This is a genomic window from Paenibacillus mucilaginosus 3016, assembly GCF_000250655.1.
In the GTDB taxonomy this organism is placed as follows: domain Bacteria; phylum Bacillota; class Bacilli; order Paenibacillales; family NBRC-103111; genus Paenibacillus_G; species Paenibacillus_G mucilaginosus.
In genome coordinates this window covers 7,278,642-7,295,646 of record NC_016935.1, presented here as the reverse complement: position 1 = coordinate 7,295,646, position 17,005 = coordinate 7,278,642, and the positions used below count along the sequence as shown (strand labels likewise).

Here is a 17,005-nt window from a genome sequence, read left to right as displayed (position 1 = left end):
CTGGCTTGCTGCTTAGAAAGCGTCTGTCCCTTCGGCGGATGCCCCGCCGTTCCCGCATGCATTCTTGTACTCGCCGCAGGTCAGGCAGGTGGCGAGGTTGACGAGGATGGGGCAGCAGGAGCCGGACAGCTTGGTGCAGGAGACAGGGGTACGGTACCCGGGGTCGGAGGAGATCATCGTGCAGTAGGTGCAGTTCGACACCATCTCGGCAGTGAGCCCAAGCAGAATAGGAGTAGATTCAATCGGTACGGTTACGGTTTCGTTCATTCGTCGCGTTCCTTCTTTCTCTTTAAAGATAGCGCTTCCAATGGCAGATGCCGCAGCACAAGATGAATACTCTCTGACTCATGCAGAATCCGTAAAGAGCGAGCAAGGACTAGTGTACCAGAATCCGGAAGAGAAGGCTAGGGGTTCCATGGATTTTTATTGAAATCTTCAGAATGCGTAAAATGGATTGACAAACGGGTCTTTCGTGATAAGATGGGAAATGTCACTAGGGGAGCCGCACAGGCTGAGATTGGACCAATAGGTCCTAAACCCTCTGAACCTGATCTGGATGATACCAGCGTAGGGAAGTGGAGAGCGTAGCACGCTGTTAGTTTACTCATGTGCTTACAAAGCCGCTTCCGAGCAACGGGGGCGGCTTTTTTTGCTGTATACCGGCATCCGTCATTCCCCCCGCTCCTTGTCCGCTTCGGCATCGCCCCGGCTTCTTCCATTATATTTTAAGGAGTGGATTCATTTGTCCAAAGGTTTGAAATTGACGGATATTCTCGTCACGGTCGTCATAGCCGTTGTCTTCGCCGTGATCTACCGTTTGTGGGGCGATGTGTACAACGTCCTCAAGATCCCGGGTCTGCAGCTGGAGCAGCTCGGATACGGCATGTGGTTCATTGCCGGCACCGTGGCTTTCCTGATTCTGAGAAAGCCCGGCGTGGCCTTCCTCGCTGAAGCTGCCGCCGCTTCCGGTGAGATGATCATGGGCTCCCAATACGGCGTGGAAGCTTTCACGTACGGACTGGTGCAGGGGCTGCTGGCCGAGCTGGTCTTCGCAGCTGCAGGCTATAAGCGGCACACGGCTCTGATCGCGGGTCTGGCGGGTGCGGCTTCCGGCGTCGGCTCCATTGTCTATGATTACTTCAAGCTGTACCTCGCGGAGCTTCAAAGCTGGAACCTGATGCTTTATATCGTATTCCGCCTCGTGGGCGCGTTCGTGATTACCGGGCCGCTGGCTTATGTGATCGTGAAGGCACTGGAAAAAACCGGGGTTACCCAGCTCGTGCGTCCGGCGAGCAGTCTCGATTACCAGGCACTGGACAGGAAGAAGACACTCTGATGAACGCAGCGGATACGCACACAGCGCATGGCAGCGGGGGGCCGTCCGCTCAGGAACAGGAGCCTGCCGTCTCGGTAACGGGACTGCGGCTGAAGTTCCCGGGCAGCGCCCCGCTGCTTTTCGACGATTTGACACTGGAAGTGCCGCGCGGGCAGAAGGTGCTGCTGCTCGGACCGAGCGGCTGCGGCAAGTCGACCCTGCTCCAGGTGTTCTCAGGCCTGATTCCGAAGTCGATCGAAGTGCCGATGAAAGCGGACGCCCTTCAGCTTCCCGACGCCTGGGGCTATCTGTTCCAGGACCCCGACACGCAGTTCTGCATGCCGTTCGTGGATGAGGAGCTGGCTTTCGTGCTGGAGAATCTCCAGGTGCCCCGCGAAGAGATGGGGGAGCGGATCCGCCTCTGCCTGGAGCAGGTCGGGCTTCGTCTGCCGGACCTCCACACCCCGATCGCTTCCCTCTCCGGCGGCATGAAGCAGCGCCTTGCGATCGCGTCCCTGCTCGCCCTGAATCCGGACGTCTGGTTCCTGGACGAACCGACATCGCTGCTCGATCCCGAAGGCACGGGCGAGGTGTGGGAGACGGTCAAGCGCGTCACGGAGGGCCGGACGGTGCTGATCGTGGAGCACAAGATCGAAGAGATCGCCGGCTTCGTGGACCGGGTCGTGCTCTTCGGGCATGACGCCCGGATCCTGGCCGACGGGCCGCCCCAGCGCGTATTCCGGGAGCACCGGCAGGAGCTGCAGGAGTACGGCATCTGGTACCCGGGGGTCTGGGAGGACTACGACCGCCGTCCGGACCTGATGCCGGAGCGCGGACAGTCTGCGGCCCGCAGCGCGCAGGTAGCCCAGCCCCTGCTGCGGCTGGAGGCGTTCTGCGGCTTCCACGGCCGGGAGAAGAAGATAGAGATTCCCTCGGCCGACATCTTCGGCGACGACTGGATTGCCGTCGTCGGGCCGAACGGGGCGGGGAAGAGCACCCTGCTGCAGGCCTTGATGCAGCTGATTCCGACCCAGGGGCGCTATAACCTCGGCCCGCGTGCTGTGAAGGGCTTCGACGATGTGATCGGGGACGCCTCGTATGTGTTCCAGAACCCCGAGCTGCAGTTCGTCACTCACTCGGTGTTCGACGAGGTAGCGTGGGACTTCCGGCAGGAAGGCCTGCCGGAGGCTGAGGTGCGCACCCGCTCCGGTGAGGTGCTGGAGTGGTACGGGCTCGCCGGCCACCGGGAGCTGCACCCGTACCAGCTCTCTCTCGGGCAGAAGCGCCGGCTCAGCGTGGCCTCGGCCACCGGCAAAGCCCGGAGGCTGCTGCTCCTTGACGAGCCGACCTTCGGGCAGGATGCGGCCAATACATTCGCCCTTCTCGAGAAGCTCGAGGAGTGGCGCAGAGGGGGCAGCGCGATCGTGATGGTCACGCATGACCCCGAGATCGTGGCGCGGTTCGCCACCCGGGTGTGGGAGGTCCGAGGGGGCCGGCTGGCGGCGGATCTGCCGCCGGAGGCGTACCGGAAGCTCCAAGCGGCCGGCGAAGCCGCTGCCGGAAAGGAGGCGGAAGCGCCTTGCCGCTGACCTGGACCTTCCGCGAGACCTGGCTGCACCGGGCCAACCCGGCCTTCAAGATCGGGCTGTCTGTGCTCCTGTTTCTCGCGGTGCTGTTGACCCACAACATCAATGTGCTTCTTCACGTGACCTGGATGCACCTGCTGCTGTTCTACACGGCGACCGGACTGCCCCTGCGGCGCCTGCTGCTGCTGTCCCTGCCGTTCGTGCTCATGCTCGTCTCCTCCTCGACCTCCATGCTGTTCTTCGGCAAGGGGGAGACGACGTGGCTGCATTGGGGGTTGATCCATATCACCGAGGAGAGCTTCTACCGTTCCCTGCATATCGGGCTCAAGACCGTGAACATGGCGGTGCTCGGCCTGCTCTTCGGGCTCACGACGAGCCCCGTTCGGCTGTTCTATTCGCTGATGCAGCAGACGCGCCTCCCGGCGCGCTATGCCTACAGCTTCATGGCGGCGCTCCGGCTGCTGCCGATGATCGTCACCGAGTACCAGGCGCTGCAGATGGCGCTGAAGGTCAGAGGCGTGAAGCGGGCCCGGGGCATCCGGGGCTGGACCGATTCCATCCAGCGGCACGCGATCCCGCTGCTCGCCCAGAGCATCCGGCGCGCGCAGCGGATCGCCGTCGCGATGGAGGCGAAGCGCTTCTCTTCCGATGCGGGAAGGACGTACTACTATGTCATCGGCTGGTCCGCCAGCGATCTCGTCCTGGCTGCGGCAGCCCTCCTGATCTGGACGGCGGGCCTGCTGCTCGGCGGGCATCTGCCGTTCCTGTCCGTCACGGACGTCCGTTAACCGGGACGGGAGCCTGCACGTACACTTCAGCGGCCTGATAACGCAGATTCCTAATTTCAACCATTCACTCCAGGGAGGCAGATCTTATGAAATTCTCGCAAGAACTCCGGGAAGCGGCCGATGCCAGCTGGCAGGCGAGCTTCAACCACCCGTTCGTGCGGGGCATCGGCGACGGCAGCCTGCCGCTCGACGCCTTCCGCCACTATGTGCTCAACGATGCGTATTACCTGTCCCAATTCGCCCGGGTGCAGGCGCTGGGGGCGGCGAAGGCGAACGATCTCTTCACCGTGAACCGGATGGCGGTTCACGCCCAGGGCACGTACGGCGCGGAACTCTCGCTCCACGAGAAGTTCGCCGGCCTGCTCGGCATTACGGAGGAGGAGCGGGCGGCCTTCGAGCCGGCGCCGACCTCGTACGCCTATACCTCGCACATGCTGCGGGCAGCCTACGCGGGAGGGCTCGGCGACATCATCGCCGCCATTCTGCCATGCTACTGGCTGTACTATGAGATCGGCGAGAGGCTGGCCGGCTGCACGCCGGAGGAGCCGATCTACCGGGAGTGGATCGCCGCCTACGGGGGCGACTGGTTCCGGGAGCTCGTGGAGGAGCAGATCGCCCGCCTGGACGAGCTGGCCGAGACGGCCTCGTCCCAGGACCGCGAGCGGATGAAGCGCCACTTCGTGACGAGCAGCCGCTACGAGTACATGTTCTGGGATATGGCCTACCGGAAGGAAACCTGGCCGGTGTAAGCCGCCGGGGCCGTGTGGGGCAGGGTTTGGTGAAGCAGAGCACAGCCCGTCCGGGCTGTGCTTGATTTAAATTAGAAGAATGTGTATCCCGCCAAGGCTCCATTCTGTCATCCTGTATTTCTTATAATCGCGCATTGTTCCTGAAAAGGACGGCACAGGCGTTTATCTCATTTCCCCCTAGACGGGCATGGAGCGTAAACGCTATAATTAAAATGATTATCTTTGGAAGCGCTTACTACCCAATATTGCCCAATTTGAAACGGAGGAGATGTTATGAAAGCCCAAGTCCAAGCTAAGCGCTACGCGGATATAGCCCGCACCCCCAAGTTTCAGGACCTGATGGCCCGGAAGAAGAAATTCCTGCTTCCGATGAGCCTCTTTTTCCTGGCCTATTACTTCACGCTTCCGATTCTTACTTCCTACTCGAAGGTTCTGAACCAGCCTGCTTTTGGGCCGGTCACGTGGGCTTGGATTTTCGCTTTCTCGCAGTTCATCATGACCTGGGCGCTCTGCATCCTGTACTCCCGCAAGTCCGCCGACTACGACCGCATGATCGAGGAGATCCGCGAAGAGCACGCCTGATCCAGACTCTGGTACCGAACTTTTCCTAGCTGACGGAGGGATTCCATGAACGCGACCGCATTTCTGCTGTTTCTCGGCATTGTAGCTTTGACTCTGATCATTACATACTTTGCTTCCAAGAAAACAAAGACGGCCAGCGAATTCTACACCGGCGGCGGCAGCCTCACGGGCTGGCAGAACGGTCTCGCGATTGCGGGCGACTATATGTCGGCAGCCTCGTTCCTCGGGATTGCGGGGACGATCGCCCTGGCCGGCTTCGACGGCTTCTTCTACAGCATCGGCTTCCTGGTGGCTTATCTTGTCGTGCTGTACCTGGTCGCCGAGCCTCTGCGGAATCTCGGCAAGTACACGATGGCCGATATGATCGCCGCCCGCTTCAATAACTCGCGGGTCCGCGGGATTGCGGCGCTGAATACGATCGCCATCTCCATCTTCTATATGATCGCCCAGCTCGTCGGGGCCGGCTCCCTGATCAAGCTGCTGCTCAATCTCGATTACACGGTATCGGTCCTCATCGTAGGCGTGCTCATGACCATCTACGTGGTGTTCGGCGGGATGACCGCTACGTCCTGGGTGCAGATTACGAAAGCGATCCTGCTCATGGCCGGCACCTTCATCGTGTCCCTGATCGTGTTCGCGAAGTTCGACTTCTCCGTCGTGACGATGTTCGAGGCAATGAAGAACGCGACCCCGCTGAAGGAAAGTTTCCTGAATCCGGGCAACAAGTACAAGGTCCCGCTCGATACGCTGTCTCTGAACCTGGCGCTCGTCCTCGGGACCGCGGGTCTGCCGCACATTCTCATCCGCTTCTTCACGGTGAAGGACGCCCCGACGGCCCGCAGCTCGGTCGTCTATGCCACCTGGCTGATCGGCGCCTTCTATATCATGACGATCTTCCTGGGCTTCGGTGCGGCCGCCTTCGTAGGCTATGACGCGATCGTGGCGCAGGACAAGGGCGGCAACATGGCGGCTCCGCTGCTGGCCAGAGCGCTTGGGGGCGACTTCTTCTTCGCCTTCATCTCGGCCGTGGCCTTCGCGACGATCCTGGCGGTCGTCACGGGTCTCGTGCTGTCCGCGGCCTCAGCCTTCTCCCATGACTTCTACAGCAGCATTCTCCGCAAGGGCAAGGTGACGGAGAAGGAGCAGGTGAAGGTCGCCCGCTTCGCTTCCGTAGGGGTGGCGGTGCTGTCGATCATCCTGTCGCTGTTCGCGCAGAAGCTCAACGTGGCGTTCCTGGTCAGCGTGGCCTTCGCCGTCGCGGCGAGCGCCAACCTGCCGGTCATCCTCTTCACGATCTTCTGGCGCCGCTTCAACACGGCGGGAGCGGTCGCGGGCATGCTGACAGGTCTGATCTCCGCGCTGCTGCTCGTGTTCTTCTCGCCGAGCGTCTGGTCGCCGGAGGCCGGCAAGGCGATCCTCGTCGGCACGCCGCTCTTCCCGTACGCCAACCCGGGCATTATCTCGATCCCGCTCGGCTTCCTCGGCGCGATCATCGGCACGCTGGTGACGACAAGCAGCAAGGTGCCGCAGGAGCACAGCGACAAGTTCGACGAGATTCTCGTGCAGGCGAACACCGGCATCAAGCCGGAGGATACCGGGCTGCCGGCAGGAGGCACAGCCTCCAAGGCCCGCAAGGATAAGGGCGTGAAGCCCGGCGCCGGCTTCAATACCCTTGACCGGTAGGCAGCCCGGCTGACCGGCGGAGCAAGAACTCCCCCAGAGATAACCGCCGGCGTGAGGAGGGAACGGCAGCAGGCTGACATCTGCAGTACAGGTGTCAGCCTGCTCTGATTTGCGGGAGCTGCGCTGTACGCTGAAGTTAGCTTGATACCTATTCAAGGACAGGAGAGGCGCATGTACACCATCGTTCATCTGTGGAGAAAGCTCATGAAGATGAATACGGGGAGCGTCTTCGTGCTCACCTTCTTCGTGATCCTGCTGTCTTCCCTTCTTCTTCGGAGGCTGGAGCCCGCCACCTTTCCGACGCTGCTCGAGAGCGTCTATTTTGTCATGACGACAGTAGTTACCGTGGGGTACGGCGATTACAGCCCCAAGACCGATCTCGGCAAGCTGTTTGTCATGTCGCTGTACGTATACGGGATCGGGCTTATGACGCTGTTTATCGGGAGGTTCTTTGACGCGGTGGCCACATGGAGAAGGTGGAGGGAGGAAGGCAAATTGGCCTACAAGAAGAAAGGTCATCTGATCTTTATAGGATGGGGCAGGAAAGTCGAAACGGCGGTGGAGGAGATCCTGAGCTCATACGAGGACGCTGAAATCGTGCTGATCGATCATTCGCTGAACCGGACGCCCGTCTCGGATGAGCGGGTACATTTTATCAGGGGAGACGCGGCAAGTGAGGAGGTGCTGATGAAGGCCAACCTGCTCGAGGCCGGAAGTGTGGCCATCTTCTCGGATGAGAGGCTCGAAGACGCCTTGTCTGCGGACGGTAAAACGGCCCTGATTGCCCTTGGCGTCGAGGGGGTTGCTTCGGATCATGGCCGAACGGTGCATACGATCGTCGAGCTGCGCAAATCCTCCCATAAGAAGCAGTTCCGCTACGCCAAGGTGGATGCGTTCATTCCTTCGGTGGAATCCGTGGCGCTGCTTATGGTCAGGGAATCCCTGCATAAAGGCAGTTCCAGCATCTACAGCCAGATGCTTTCCCAGAGGGACGGTGCCAACTGGTACGAAATCAGGCCGCGTCCCGAGTGGAAGACCTACGGTGCGGCTGCTCACGCCTTGTGGGACCTTGGTGCCAACCTCGTTGCCGTGAATGATAATCTGGAGGTGGCCCGGCATGCGGGAGAGGGGCTCCAAGCCTCCGACAAGCTGTATATTGTCTGCAGCGAAGAAGTGTACAGTCAGCTGAAATAACTGAAGATCCGCCAGACACCACGCCCCGGCCTCCGGGGCGTTTTTTTTATTGCTCACAGGCCTTCCTGCTGCGGCTCTCTCGACCTCGCACGATCTCTCCGGCCCCCTGGACGCACAATGTTCACCGATCTCCCGGATCGCGTGTGATTCACTTCACAGAGAAGCCCCCGGCCTCCCCACTACAATAAAGCCATAACCAAGAAAGACAGCGAACAGGGGGAAGGGCAATGAAAAAGGAACAGACCGGACCGGCTGCAGAGCAGGGGAACCGGGAACACCGGGAGCCGTCCCTGCGGGGAACCTTCACGGCCGTCATGCTGCTCGGGTTGTTTTTGATCGTGACCTGGGCCGGCGTGTTTATGCTCTTTATGAACAGGAACTAAGGGAAGAGATGGGGGAAGCATCATGCATATTCACCGTTTAGAGAAACTATGGCTGGTCTTCGGGATCAGCATGCTGGCCGTCTTCCTGACGGTCGTGGGAGTTGGGGCGTTCGCCCTCGGAATGGAGCCGCCGGGAGGCCACCGGCATACCGTGGACCCCGAGAAGCTGAGCACGACGGCGCCGTTCGATAAGCCGGGACTGCAGCGCCTCGGCAATGGAGAGTACGAAGCGAACATTATCGCTTTCGCGTTCGGATACAAACCGGATGTGATCGAAATCCCGCTCGGCGCGAAGGTGAACTTCAATATTACGAGCTCGGACGTGGTCCACGGCTTCCAGGTCGTGAATACCACGATCAATATGATGGTCGTGCCGGGCGAGGTCAACCACCTCGCGTACACGTTTACGGAGCCGGGGGAGTATCTCGTGATCTGCAACGAGTACTGCGGCGCGGCCCATGAAGTGATGATGATGAAGCTGATCGTGAAATAAAAGCCTGCAGGCAAAGGAGATGACAGCATGGATAACCTACCTAAACCGTTCGACCGCCGGGACAGCGCACTCATCCTGGCCCATATTCTCTTCGCCTTCTTCGCCCTGTTCCTGGGCGGCGTGGCGGGCCTCCTTCAGGGGCTCGTCCGCGGAGGGGCGAACGCCCTGCCGTTTGGCATCGGCTATTACCAGCTGCTTACCGCACACGGAGTCCTCATGGCGCTGGTGTTCACCACGTATTTTATCATCGGCTTCCTCTACTCGGGCGTAGCCCGTACGCTCGGCACCCTGCTCGGGCTGCCGCGCAGGCTCGGCTGGCTGGGCTTCGGCCTGATGACGACCGGGACTCTCTGGGCCACCGTCCTGATTCTGCTGAACAAAGCGACGGTGCTCTACACCTTCTATGCGCCGCTCAAAGCCTCGCCCTGGTTCTACGTGGCGCTGGTCTTCGTGGTGGTCGGCAGCTGGATGAGCGGCTTCGGGATCTTCATGCAGTACCGCTATTGGAAGGTGCTCCACCCGGGGCAGACCACGCCGCTCTTCACCTTCATGGCCGTGGTGACGATGGCGATGTGGCTCATCGCTACGCTGGGTGTCGCCATTGAAGTGCTGTTCCAGCTCATTCCGTGGTCGTTCGGCTGGGTTGAGACCGTCAACGTGGTTCTGAGCCGCACGCTGTTCTGGTATTTCGGGCACCCGCTCGTCTACTTCTGGCTGCTGCCGGCCTACATGTGCTGGTATGTCGTCATCCCGAAAGTCATCGGGGGCCGATTGTTCAGCGATGCGCTCGCCCGCCTGTCCTTCCTGATGTTCCTGCTGTTCTCCATCCCGGTCGGCTTCCACCATCAGCTGATGGAGCCGGGAATCTCGAACGTATGGAAATTCGTGCAGGTCGTGCTGACGTTCATGGTAGTCATCCCTTCCCTGATGACGGCCTTCTCTCTCTTCGCCACCTTCGAGATGCACGGGCGCTCCCTGGGAGCGAAGGGGCTGTTCGGCTGGCTCCGCAAGCTGCCCTGGAAGGATGTCCGCTTCTTCGCCCCGTTCATGGGCATGCTGCTCTTCATTCCGGCCGGCGCGGGCGGCCTCATTAATGCGAGCCATGAGCTGAACGCCATCGTTCACAACACGCTGTGGGTGACGGGGCACTTCCATCTCACGGTGGCGACCTCGGTGGCACTGACGTTCTTCGGCATCACGTACTGGCTGATTCCGGCGCTCACCGGCCGCACGCTGACCCCGCGCATGCACCGCCTCGGGATCGCTCAGACGGTGATCTGGCTCGTCGGCATGCTGTTCATGTCCGGCTCCATGCACACGGTCGGCCTGCTCGGTTCGCCGCGGCGCACGTCCTTCACGACTTACCAGGATCACCCGGACGCCGTGCTGTGGATGCCTTACCATGTGGCGATGGCCGTCGGCGGCACGATCCTGTTCGTGGGCGTCCTGCTCATGCTCTTCAACATCGTAACCCTGCTCCGGGCGCCGAAGGGCCGGCCGGAGGAGTTCCCGATCGCCGAAGTGAGCGACGCGGCGGAGAAAGCCCCGGCCCTCTTCGAGCGGTGGGGCGTATGGGTCGGCATTCTGGTCGTGCTGATTCTCGTAGCTTATACGATTCCGGTGATGGATATGCTGAATCATCCGGGCGTCGGAGCCAAGGGCTTCAAGACCTGGTAACGGTGCGCAGCGGAAAAAAGGAAGCAGCGCGGTCCTCGGAAGGGGACTGCGCTGCTCTTTGCTGTTCGGGGGGAGGGAACGGCTCGCTCGAAAGGGAAGACGTGTCCGCGTTGGAGGTCCGTCCATTAGGGACGGTTGGCTGGCGAGGCCGGACCGCACCGACACCGTGCGTCTCTGTGCAGCGGCGGGTGAACGGTCCAGTGCGGCCCTGTACCGCTCAGGCTCTCAACGGAGCGGAGACCCCCGGCCAATCGCCCAGCATCGGTCAGAGCCTTCTCAGCGCTTCGGGTACAGCGGATAATCCACGCTCGAAGGGACTTCGATCAGGAGCAGCCGCAGCCTGCCGCCCGCATCGGCGGTGACAACGGCCTCGGCGTCCTTGTGCGAATGGAGAAGCACGAAGTCCTTCTCCCGGAAGGAACCGGCCTTCTCCGGCGCGTCGGCCGCATGCCAGGAGCCGCCGCCGCGGACGGCGAGGGCTGTGAGCGTGCGTCCCGCCGGCAGCGGGTGGCGGAGCAGCCTGCCTGGCTCAAGCTCCACATCCCACATGAGCGCGTCGGTGACAAGCCGGACAGGGGAGCCTTCGCCGATGACCGTTTTGCGGGTGCAGCCCTCGGCCTGCTCGGCGGGGAATTCCCCATGCTCGACCTGGGCATAGGTTGGCTGCCGCAGCAGCGCCTGGCGGATCGCCGGCTCGAACCAGATCTGGAAGGCCTCCATGTCCGGCCCGATGAACCGCTCCTCGTGCGAGACGCCGGAGCCGGTCTGCATGATCTGGGCGCCGCCGGCCCCGACCGTGCTGCGGGTGCCGAGCGTATCGCCGTGCTCGGCGCGCCCCTGCAGCACGTAGGTCATAATCTCGAAGCCCTGGTGCGGGTGCAGCGGGATATACCCTTCCTCTTCGGCCCGGGCCCAGGCCCAATAGAAGAGCGGGCCGACGCGCTTCACGACCGAGCCTTCGCCGGAGAAACCGATCGGCTTCTGCTCGGTGATGCTGCCTCCGTCGAAAGAGCCGGTGCCCTGCATGGACGGGGGATAAATAAGAATCTGCATAGGGAGTACCTCCTGAGTAAGGTGAAAATGTAGATGGGGCATATCGTCTTAAAATTAAGATATAGGATGCGGACGGAAGTCCGGGCTCTAAGTTAAGATCAAAGCCTCAGCCGGTAAGGGGAGTGCCCCTACGGCTGCTTGGCGCCCGGAATGGGAGCGCATTTGAAGTTCTCCTTGGCGGCCAGCCCCAGCTTGCGCAGAAGTGAGATCGCCTGCTGCTTCTCCTCGGGGGAGAGGGCGGATACCGCGTGTGCGATGGCTTCCCGGTGGGAAGGGAAGGCCTCATCCAAGAACTCGCGTCCTTCTTCGGTAATCTCCGCGAAGGAGACGCGGCGGTCCTCCTCGGATGGGCGGCGTCTGACAAGGCCTTTGTCTTCGAGCTTGTCCACCACATAGGTAATATTGCCGCTCGTCATGAGAATCTTGCTTCCGATCTGCTGCAGCGGCTGGGGGCCCTTGTGATACAGCAGCTCAAGCACGCCGTATTCGGTCGGGTTGAGTCCGTGCCGGCGGATATCCCTGTGGGCATGGGCCATCACCCACTCGCTGGCGCGGGACAGTACGACGAACAAGTGCAGCGATTCATCCAGATCTTCTTTCATCGACTTGATGCCTCCTGGCTTCCAATACGGTAAAGCGGTATAGCTTGAACTAAAAGTAGTGGAGAACGGCCTGTTTGTCAATCCTGCCAAAGCACCGGATCGGGGATTGGCCAGACCGTACCAGTGAAACAGCATCAGGGTCCGGCCCATATATTGCCGGAAGCGTTCAGCGTATTTTCAGCAGGGAAAATGGCATGAATGCAGAACTTTTTGGAGGTGGAACTCGTACATGTAATTAGGCCGCTGCGGCTTGTCGTCCGTTCCCCTGTTTTTATTGTTCCTTGCTGCCTTATTGTCTATTCTCTGATTCTTACCTGATGGAGGTACTGACCGCATGAATCGAATAAAGGACCACCGGCTGTGGAAGCTGCTGCTGACCTTCACTCTTGCCTTGACGCTGCTGGTGCTTCCGGCCCCGCCTGCGGATGCGGCTTCTTTCTCCTATTCGGCATATCCCAAAGGCACCGTGGGCATGAAAAAGCCGACGATCGGCTTCGACGTGGCCGAAACCGATGCTTCGCCGCGCTTCAGCGCCTTTCATATGAAAGTGGACGGACAGGCTGTCGACGGTACGCTGGATACGGCGGAGATGAGCTACATTTATACTCCGTCCGAAGAGCTTGCTCCCGGCACGCATACCGTTCTCGTTACGCTTCAGTTCGACGGCTATCAGCCGATCGAGAACTCCTGGACCTTCGAGGTGGCCGAGAACGCGGTAGATGAAGTGCAAGCGGACTACTCGAAGAACCAGCAGGACGGTTTGAAAGCCATTAACGACTACCGTACCCTGTACGGCCTCCAGCCGCTGAAGCTGAATCCGAACCTGACGCTGGCCGCCAAGCTGCACGCCTCCTATCTCTCCGCCAACCAGGCGGCGAAGAGCGGGCTGTCCCTGCACAAGCAGCAGTCCGGCCTGCCCGGCTTCGTGGGCGAGGGGCCCGGAGACCGTGCCGTCTATGCCGGATATTACAAAGGTATTGGGGAAGACGTCTCATTCTACACCGGTACGCTCGTCGAATCGATCGACGCCCTGTTCGATGCCCCTTACCACCGGTCCCCGTTCCTGAACCCGGATGCCAAGGATCTCGGCATCGAGATGGTCGGCGACTACGTCGTAATCGAATTCGGCTTCGCGGACGAGTCCGCCGACCTGAACCTGGTCGTCTCTCCGGCTCCGGGGGATCCGTATGTGCCGCTGAACTTCGACGGCTATGAGGATCCGGACCCGATCCGCATGCACACTGCGGCCAAGTACCCGGTGGGCTACCCGATCATGGCGGTGGCCGAAGGGGCGAACATCACCTCGGTCGAGCTGGCGGATGCGAAGCTGACCGACAGCTCCGGGAATCCCGTGGAGCTCCTGAAGAACTCGCCGGCCAACGACGACCACTTGAAGACCGCGGCGATTCTGATTCCCAAGGCTCCGCTGCAGCCGGATACGGAGTACAAGGCGTATGTGAAGCTGAATGTTTCCCGAGGCGGTGTACCGGCCGTGCTGGAGAAGTCATGGAGCTTCCGCACGGAGCCGGCCGACGGGATCGGCAAAACCAAGCTGCATGCCGACGCATCGGCTTATCTCAAGCTGGCTGAGCTGACCTCGCCGCTGAAGCACGTCGTCTCGTTCAAGCTCGACAGCGACCAGTACACGCTGGACGGGCTGCGCTTTCCGATGAAGCGGGCGCCGTTCCTGCTGGACGGCTCCTCCTACCTGTGGGTCCGCGACCTGTCCGCAGCGCTCGGCGCTTCCGTTACCTGGGACGACAGCCGCAAGGCTGCGATCTATACGAAGAACGGGAGAACGATCACGTTCTTCACGAACCGCGGTGCGTACGAGATTAACGGCAAATCGTATACGACCGGCTCGCCTGCCCGCCTTGAGAATGAGCTTACGCTCATTCCGGTCCGCCTGCTGTCCGAGGTGCTGGGGGCGGAAGTGAAGTATAACGAAGCTACGAGAATCGTCACGATCACTTACTAGGCCGCTGCGGCAGCACGGGGAAGAAGAGGCCGGGTAGGGGCGGCAGGAACCGCCCGGCTGATGAGAAGCATCCTGCGACTGGAAACGTCCTTGCGAGGGCGTTTCTTTTTTTGAATTTTATAAGGAAAAATTTAGCAACTTCTGTAGGCAGGCCGGCGTCTGGGAAAGATAGGACCCTGGAGAGAAGGAGAGGAAAGAGAATCATGAACGCCGGATATGTACCGAAGCACAATACGAATCGTCTGCCGCTGCAGCAGAAGAAAGAAGGCCAGCCGCTGCTCCATCTGTTTCTGCTGGGCTGTGTTCTGTTATTTCTGGCCGCGGCGCCTTATGGACGCGCCTTGTTTCTGCACGCCCGCTATGAACATAAGCCGGAGGAGAGCCTGGCTTTTAACAGCCCGCTGTTCAGCAGCTATATCCTTGTGTATCTCGCGCTGGGCGCCGCTGCGCTGCTGCTGTTCTTCCAGGAGCGAAGAGGGGGGCGGCAGGATGCGGCCCTCCTGCTGATATGGTGCACTCCGCTCGTCTATTTGATTCCCGGCCTGCTGCCGGGTACAAGCCCCGTCTCCTCTTATATGTACTATCAGACCTGGTATGCCCAGATGGTGTCCGCAGCTTTCTTCGTTTTCGGCCTGCTCTTGTCGCGGAAGGAATCTGTGAACCGTCTTCTCCGGCACGGAATTGTGCTTGGAGGCTATGCCGTGGTGATCTACGGCCTGCTTGCATGGTACGGCCTTGTGCAGGAGCACGGCCTGATCATCTCCGATGCGAACGGCATCCGGCTGGCGTCCGTCTTCACGTATGCGAACTCTTATGCCGCTTATCTGATGGCCGTCCTTCTGGGAAGCCTCTTCCTGTCGGTGAGGACTTCCTCCACGGCCGCCGCTGCCCTGCATGCCTTCTTCCTGGTGCCGGCGCTGCTGTCCCTGGCCTTGACCCTCTCCCGCGGGGCTTACGTCCTGCTGCCGCCCGCGCTGCTGCTTCTTATGCCCTTCGTCACCTTCTCCCGCCAGGTGATGCTGCTGGCCCAGCTCTCGGCGGCGGTCCTGCTGGCGGCGGTCCTGACCTCCCCGGGCATGCGCACGGCCGCAGCGATCCAGCAGGGGGCGGCGCCGGCCTCCGCGCTGTGGGACTGGCTCCTGCTCCTCGCCGCCTCCCCTTGCCAGCGCCGGCATCGTCCTGCTCCTGAGACGGGGGCAGCTGCTGCTCGAGAAGTGGACGGCGCGCCGCAGGTGGAAGCATATGGGGGGTCGTATTCCCCGTTCTGCTGCTCCTGCTCGGCTGCGGGGCCGTCCTGCTGCTTGCCGCAGCACCGACACTGCTCTCGATCCTGCCGGAGGGCATTCGTACCCGGGTGGAGAACATCAACTTCACCCAGCACAGTGTCCAGGAGCGGGGATACTTTTATGCCGACGCCCTGCGGATCTTCAGGGAGCACTGGCTCGTTGGGACCGGCGGAGGGGGCTGGGCCTCGCTCTATCCGTCGTACCAGAGCTACGGCTACTCCAGCCGGCAGGCGCATAACTTTGTCCTCCAGACCCTGATTGATGTGGGGCTGATCGGCGCTCTCGCCATCTTTGGCTTCATCGCATGGATCTTTGCGGCCTATGTGCGCCAGCACATCCGTACGGTCCGGGCTTCCGGCATGGAAAGCGGACAGGCCGGACCGCAGGGCCGCCTGCTGTATGCGGTCACGGCCGTACCGCTGCTCCTGCACAGCTTCATGGACTTCGATATGAGCTATGTGTTCCTGTCGGCGCTGTTCTACCTCTGCCTTGGCGGCATGGCGGGAGCCCTGCCGCAGCGGGAGCCGGCGGACCGTTCTGCAGGGATCGGCTCCGCTGTCCGGTGGGGGTACCCAGCAGTCCTTGCGCTTCTGTCGCTGAGCATGCTGTTCGTCTCCCTCTCTTTGAAGAGGGGGAACAGCGAAGCCGTACGGGCCATCGGGCTGGTCACGCAGCCGTCGCCGCAGCTTGCCCCGGTGATGGAGGCCCTCGACTCGGCGGTCGCCCTGCAGCCCTCCAATGCCGATTATGTGCTGATCCAAATCAAGCTCCTGGATGCGCTGTACCGCCAGACGCAGCAGGAGACCTACCTCGACGAAGGGGCGGCGCTGCTGGCCGCCCTGAAGGAGCGGGAGCCGTATGCCCCCGAGATTTCGGAATACGAGTACGGCTGGGCCAGGCTGAAGGGTCAGGAGGACCAGGCCTTGGCGGTTTCGCGGGAGGCGATCGGGCGGCGCCCTTGGGCTATGCCCTGGTACGAGCGGGCGGCCGAGCTGCATTATGTGCTGGGGGAGAGGGCCGGAGATCAGGGCGACCTGCGGGAGCAGGACCGTCACTGGGACCAGGTGCAGATGCTCTCCGTTACGATAGAGGAGAAGCGCAGGGAGCTGGAGCTTATTCCGAAAAGCATCGCGGTACCGTCCTTCGATCCCACGCCCGGATTGAAGCTGCAGCAGGCCCGCGTGGAGTACCGGCGGGGGAATTACGCGGGGGCGGCAGACCTGCTCCGGCCGGTGCTGCCTGAGGATTTGAAGCCGGCAGGCAGCCGGGAGCTTGTCCGATGGTATGCGGCTGCGGCGCAAAAGCAGGGGAAGGAAGACGCCGCTTGGCGGGACCGGCTCTTTGCCGCGGACGGGAGCGAGCGTGTGAAGCTAGAGCGGCTGCTGTCGAAGGGAATGCAGGGAGGGCCGTCCTTCGTGCAGGAAGCACAAGATTCGTAGAATAGATTGGAATGGGAGGATGGGGAGTGGAAACAGAGAGGCGGAACGGATAAGCTGATGCGCTTCTAAGTTCGGCTGGCGCATGTAGAAGCAGAGCAGGCCGGCTGGCCGGAAGCGGCAGTGGGCAGAGGGAATGCACCCGGAGGCGGGAATGCGGCCGCGGGTGCTTAGGGCATCGCCACAGGGGCAACCACTCT

15 protein-coding genes and 1 riboswitch are annotated in these 17,005 nt (G+C 61.4%); of the genes, 12 read left to right on the top strand and 3 right to left on the bottom strand.

Translation table 11 applies throughout. From position 1 onward, the window contains the following. Nucleotides 1-12 precede the first annotated feature (12 nt). Nucleotides 13-267, bottom strand: a complete 255-nt coding sequence (locus tag PM3016_RS30080) for a hypothetical protein (RefSeq protein ID WP_013920234.1) — start codon at nt 265-267, stop codon at nt 13-15. 218 nt (nt 268-485) lie between these two features. After that, a riboswitch (TPP riboswitch) is annotated at nt 486-591 on the top strand. Nucleotides 592-742: 151 nt separating this feature from the next. Here PM3016_RS30080 and PM3016_RS30075 point away from each other — a divergent pair. The 10 genes from PM3016_RS30075 (at nt 743) to PM3016_RS30030 (ending at nt 10,450) form a co-directional block, all read left to right on the top strand. Then, entirely contained in the window at nt 743-1,336 is a 594-nt protein-coding gene (locus PM3016_RS30075) for an ECF transporter S component (protein ID WP_014372020.1), read from the top strand. Next, nucleotides 1,336-2,904: an ABC transporter ATP-binding protein gene (locus PM3016_RS30070; RefSeq protein ID WP_013920231.1), complete on the top strand. Its 1,569-nt coding sequence runs from the start codon at nt 1,336-1,338 to the stop codon at nt 2,902-2,904. Before PM3016_RS30075 ends, PM3016_RS30070 begins: the two co-directional genes overlap by 1 nt. After that, nucleotides 2,895-3,689 carry an energy-coupling factor transporter transmembrane component T family protein gene (locus PM3016_RS30065; RefSeq protein WP_013920230.1) on the top strand — a complete coding sequence of 265 codons (795 nt, stop codon included), beginning with the start codon at nt 2,895-2,897 and terminating at the stop codon, nt 3,687-3,689. The genes PM3016_RS30070 and PM3016_RS30065 overlap by 10 nt, the downstream gene beginning before the upstream one ends. An 86-nt stretch (nt 3,690-3,775) precedes the next feature. Then, on the top strand, nt 3,776-4,438 hold the full coding sequence (gene tenA / locus PM3016_RS30060; protein ID WP_013920229.1) for a thiaminase II: 663 nt from the start codon (nt 3,776-3,778) through the stop codon (nt 4,436-4,438). Between the two features lie 273 nt (nt 4,439-4,711). After that, the gene (locus PM3016_RS30055) at nt 4,712-5,020 is read left to right on the top strand and encodes a DUF485 domain-containing protein (RefSeq protein WP_014372019.1); all 309 of its coding nucleotides are present in this window, start codon (nt 4,712-4,714) and stop codon (nt 5,018-5,020) included. Between the two features lie 45 nt (nt 5,021-5,065). Then, a complete protein-coding gene (locus PM3016_RS30050; RefSeq protein WP_014372018.1) occupies nt 5,066-6,703 on the top strand; it encodes a solute symporter family protein in 1,638 nt (545 codons plus the stop codon). Between the two features lie 171 nt (nt 6,704-6,874). Further along, nucleotides 6,875-7,897, top strand: a complete 1,023-nt coding sequence (locus PM3016_RS30045; RefSeq protein ID WP_014372017.1) for a potassium channel family protein — start codon at nt 6,875-6,877, stop codon at nt 7,895-7,897. A gap of 227 nt (nt 7,898-8,124) precedes the next feature. After that, a complete protein-coding gene (locus PM3016_RS30040; RefSeq protein ID WP_014372016.1) occupies nt 8,125-8,280 on the top strand; it encodes a cytochrome c oxidase subunit 2A in 156 nt (51 codons plus the stop codon). A 22-nt stretch (nt 8,281-8,302) separates the two neighbouring features. Beyond that, nucleotides 8,303-8,773, top strand: a complete 471-nt coding sequence (locus PM3016_RS30035; RefSeq protein ID WP_013920224.1) for a cytochrome c oxidase subunit II — start codon at nt 8,303-8,305, stop codon at nt 8,771-8,773. Between the two features lie 27 nt (nt 8,774-8,800). Beyond that, entirely contained in the window at nt 8,801-10,450 is a 1,650-nt protein-coding gene (locus tag PM3016_RS30030) for a b(o/a)3-type cytochrome-c oxidase subunit 1 (RefSeq protein WP_014372015.1), read from the top strand. A 276-nt stretch (nt 10,451-10,726) separates the two neighbouring features. On the opposite strand, the gene PM3016_RS30025 is transcribed toward PM3016_RS30030, so the two are convergent. Beyond that, entirely contained in the window at nt 10,727-11,503 is a 777-nt protein-coding gene (locus PM3016_RS30025; RefSeq protein ID WP_014372014.1) for a pirin family protein, read from the bottom strand. Nucleotides 11,504-11,631: 128 nt separating this feature from the next. Further along, nucleotides 11,632-12,105 (bottom strand): MarR family winged helix-turn-helix transcriptional regulator, encoded by a 474-nt coding sequence (locus tag PM3016_RS30020; protein ID WP_013920221.1) that lies wholly within the window; start codon nt 12,103-12,105, stop codon nt 11,632-11,634. Nucleotides 12,106-12,439: 334 nt separating this feature from the next. Here PM3016_RS30020 and PM3016_RS30015 point away from each other — a divergent pair, with 334 nt between their 5' ends. Continuing rightward, nucleotides 12,440-14,083 (top strand): stalk domain-containing protein, encoded by a 1,644-nt coding sequence (locus tag PM3016_RS30015; protein ID WP_014372013.1) that lies wholly within the window; start codon nt 12,440-12,442, stop codon nt 14,081-14,083. A gap of 1,240 nt (nt 14,084-15,323) precedes the next feature. Then, nucleotides 15,324-16,808 (top strand): O-antigen ligase family protein, encoded by a 1,485-nt coding sequence (locus PM3016_RS40445; protein WP_337999646.1) that lies wholly within the window; start codon nt 15,324-15,326, stop codon nt 16,806-16,808. Nucleotides 16,809-17,005: the final 197 nt, after the last annotated feature.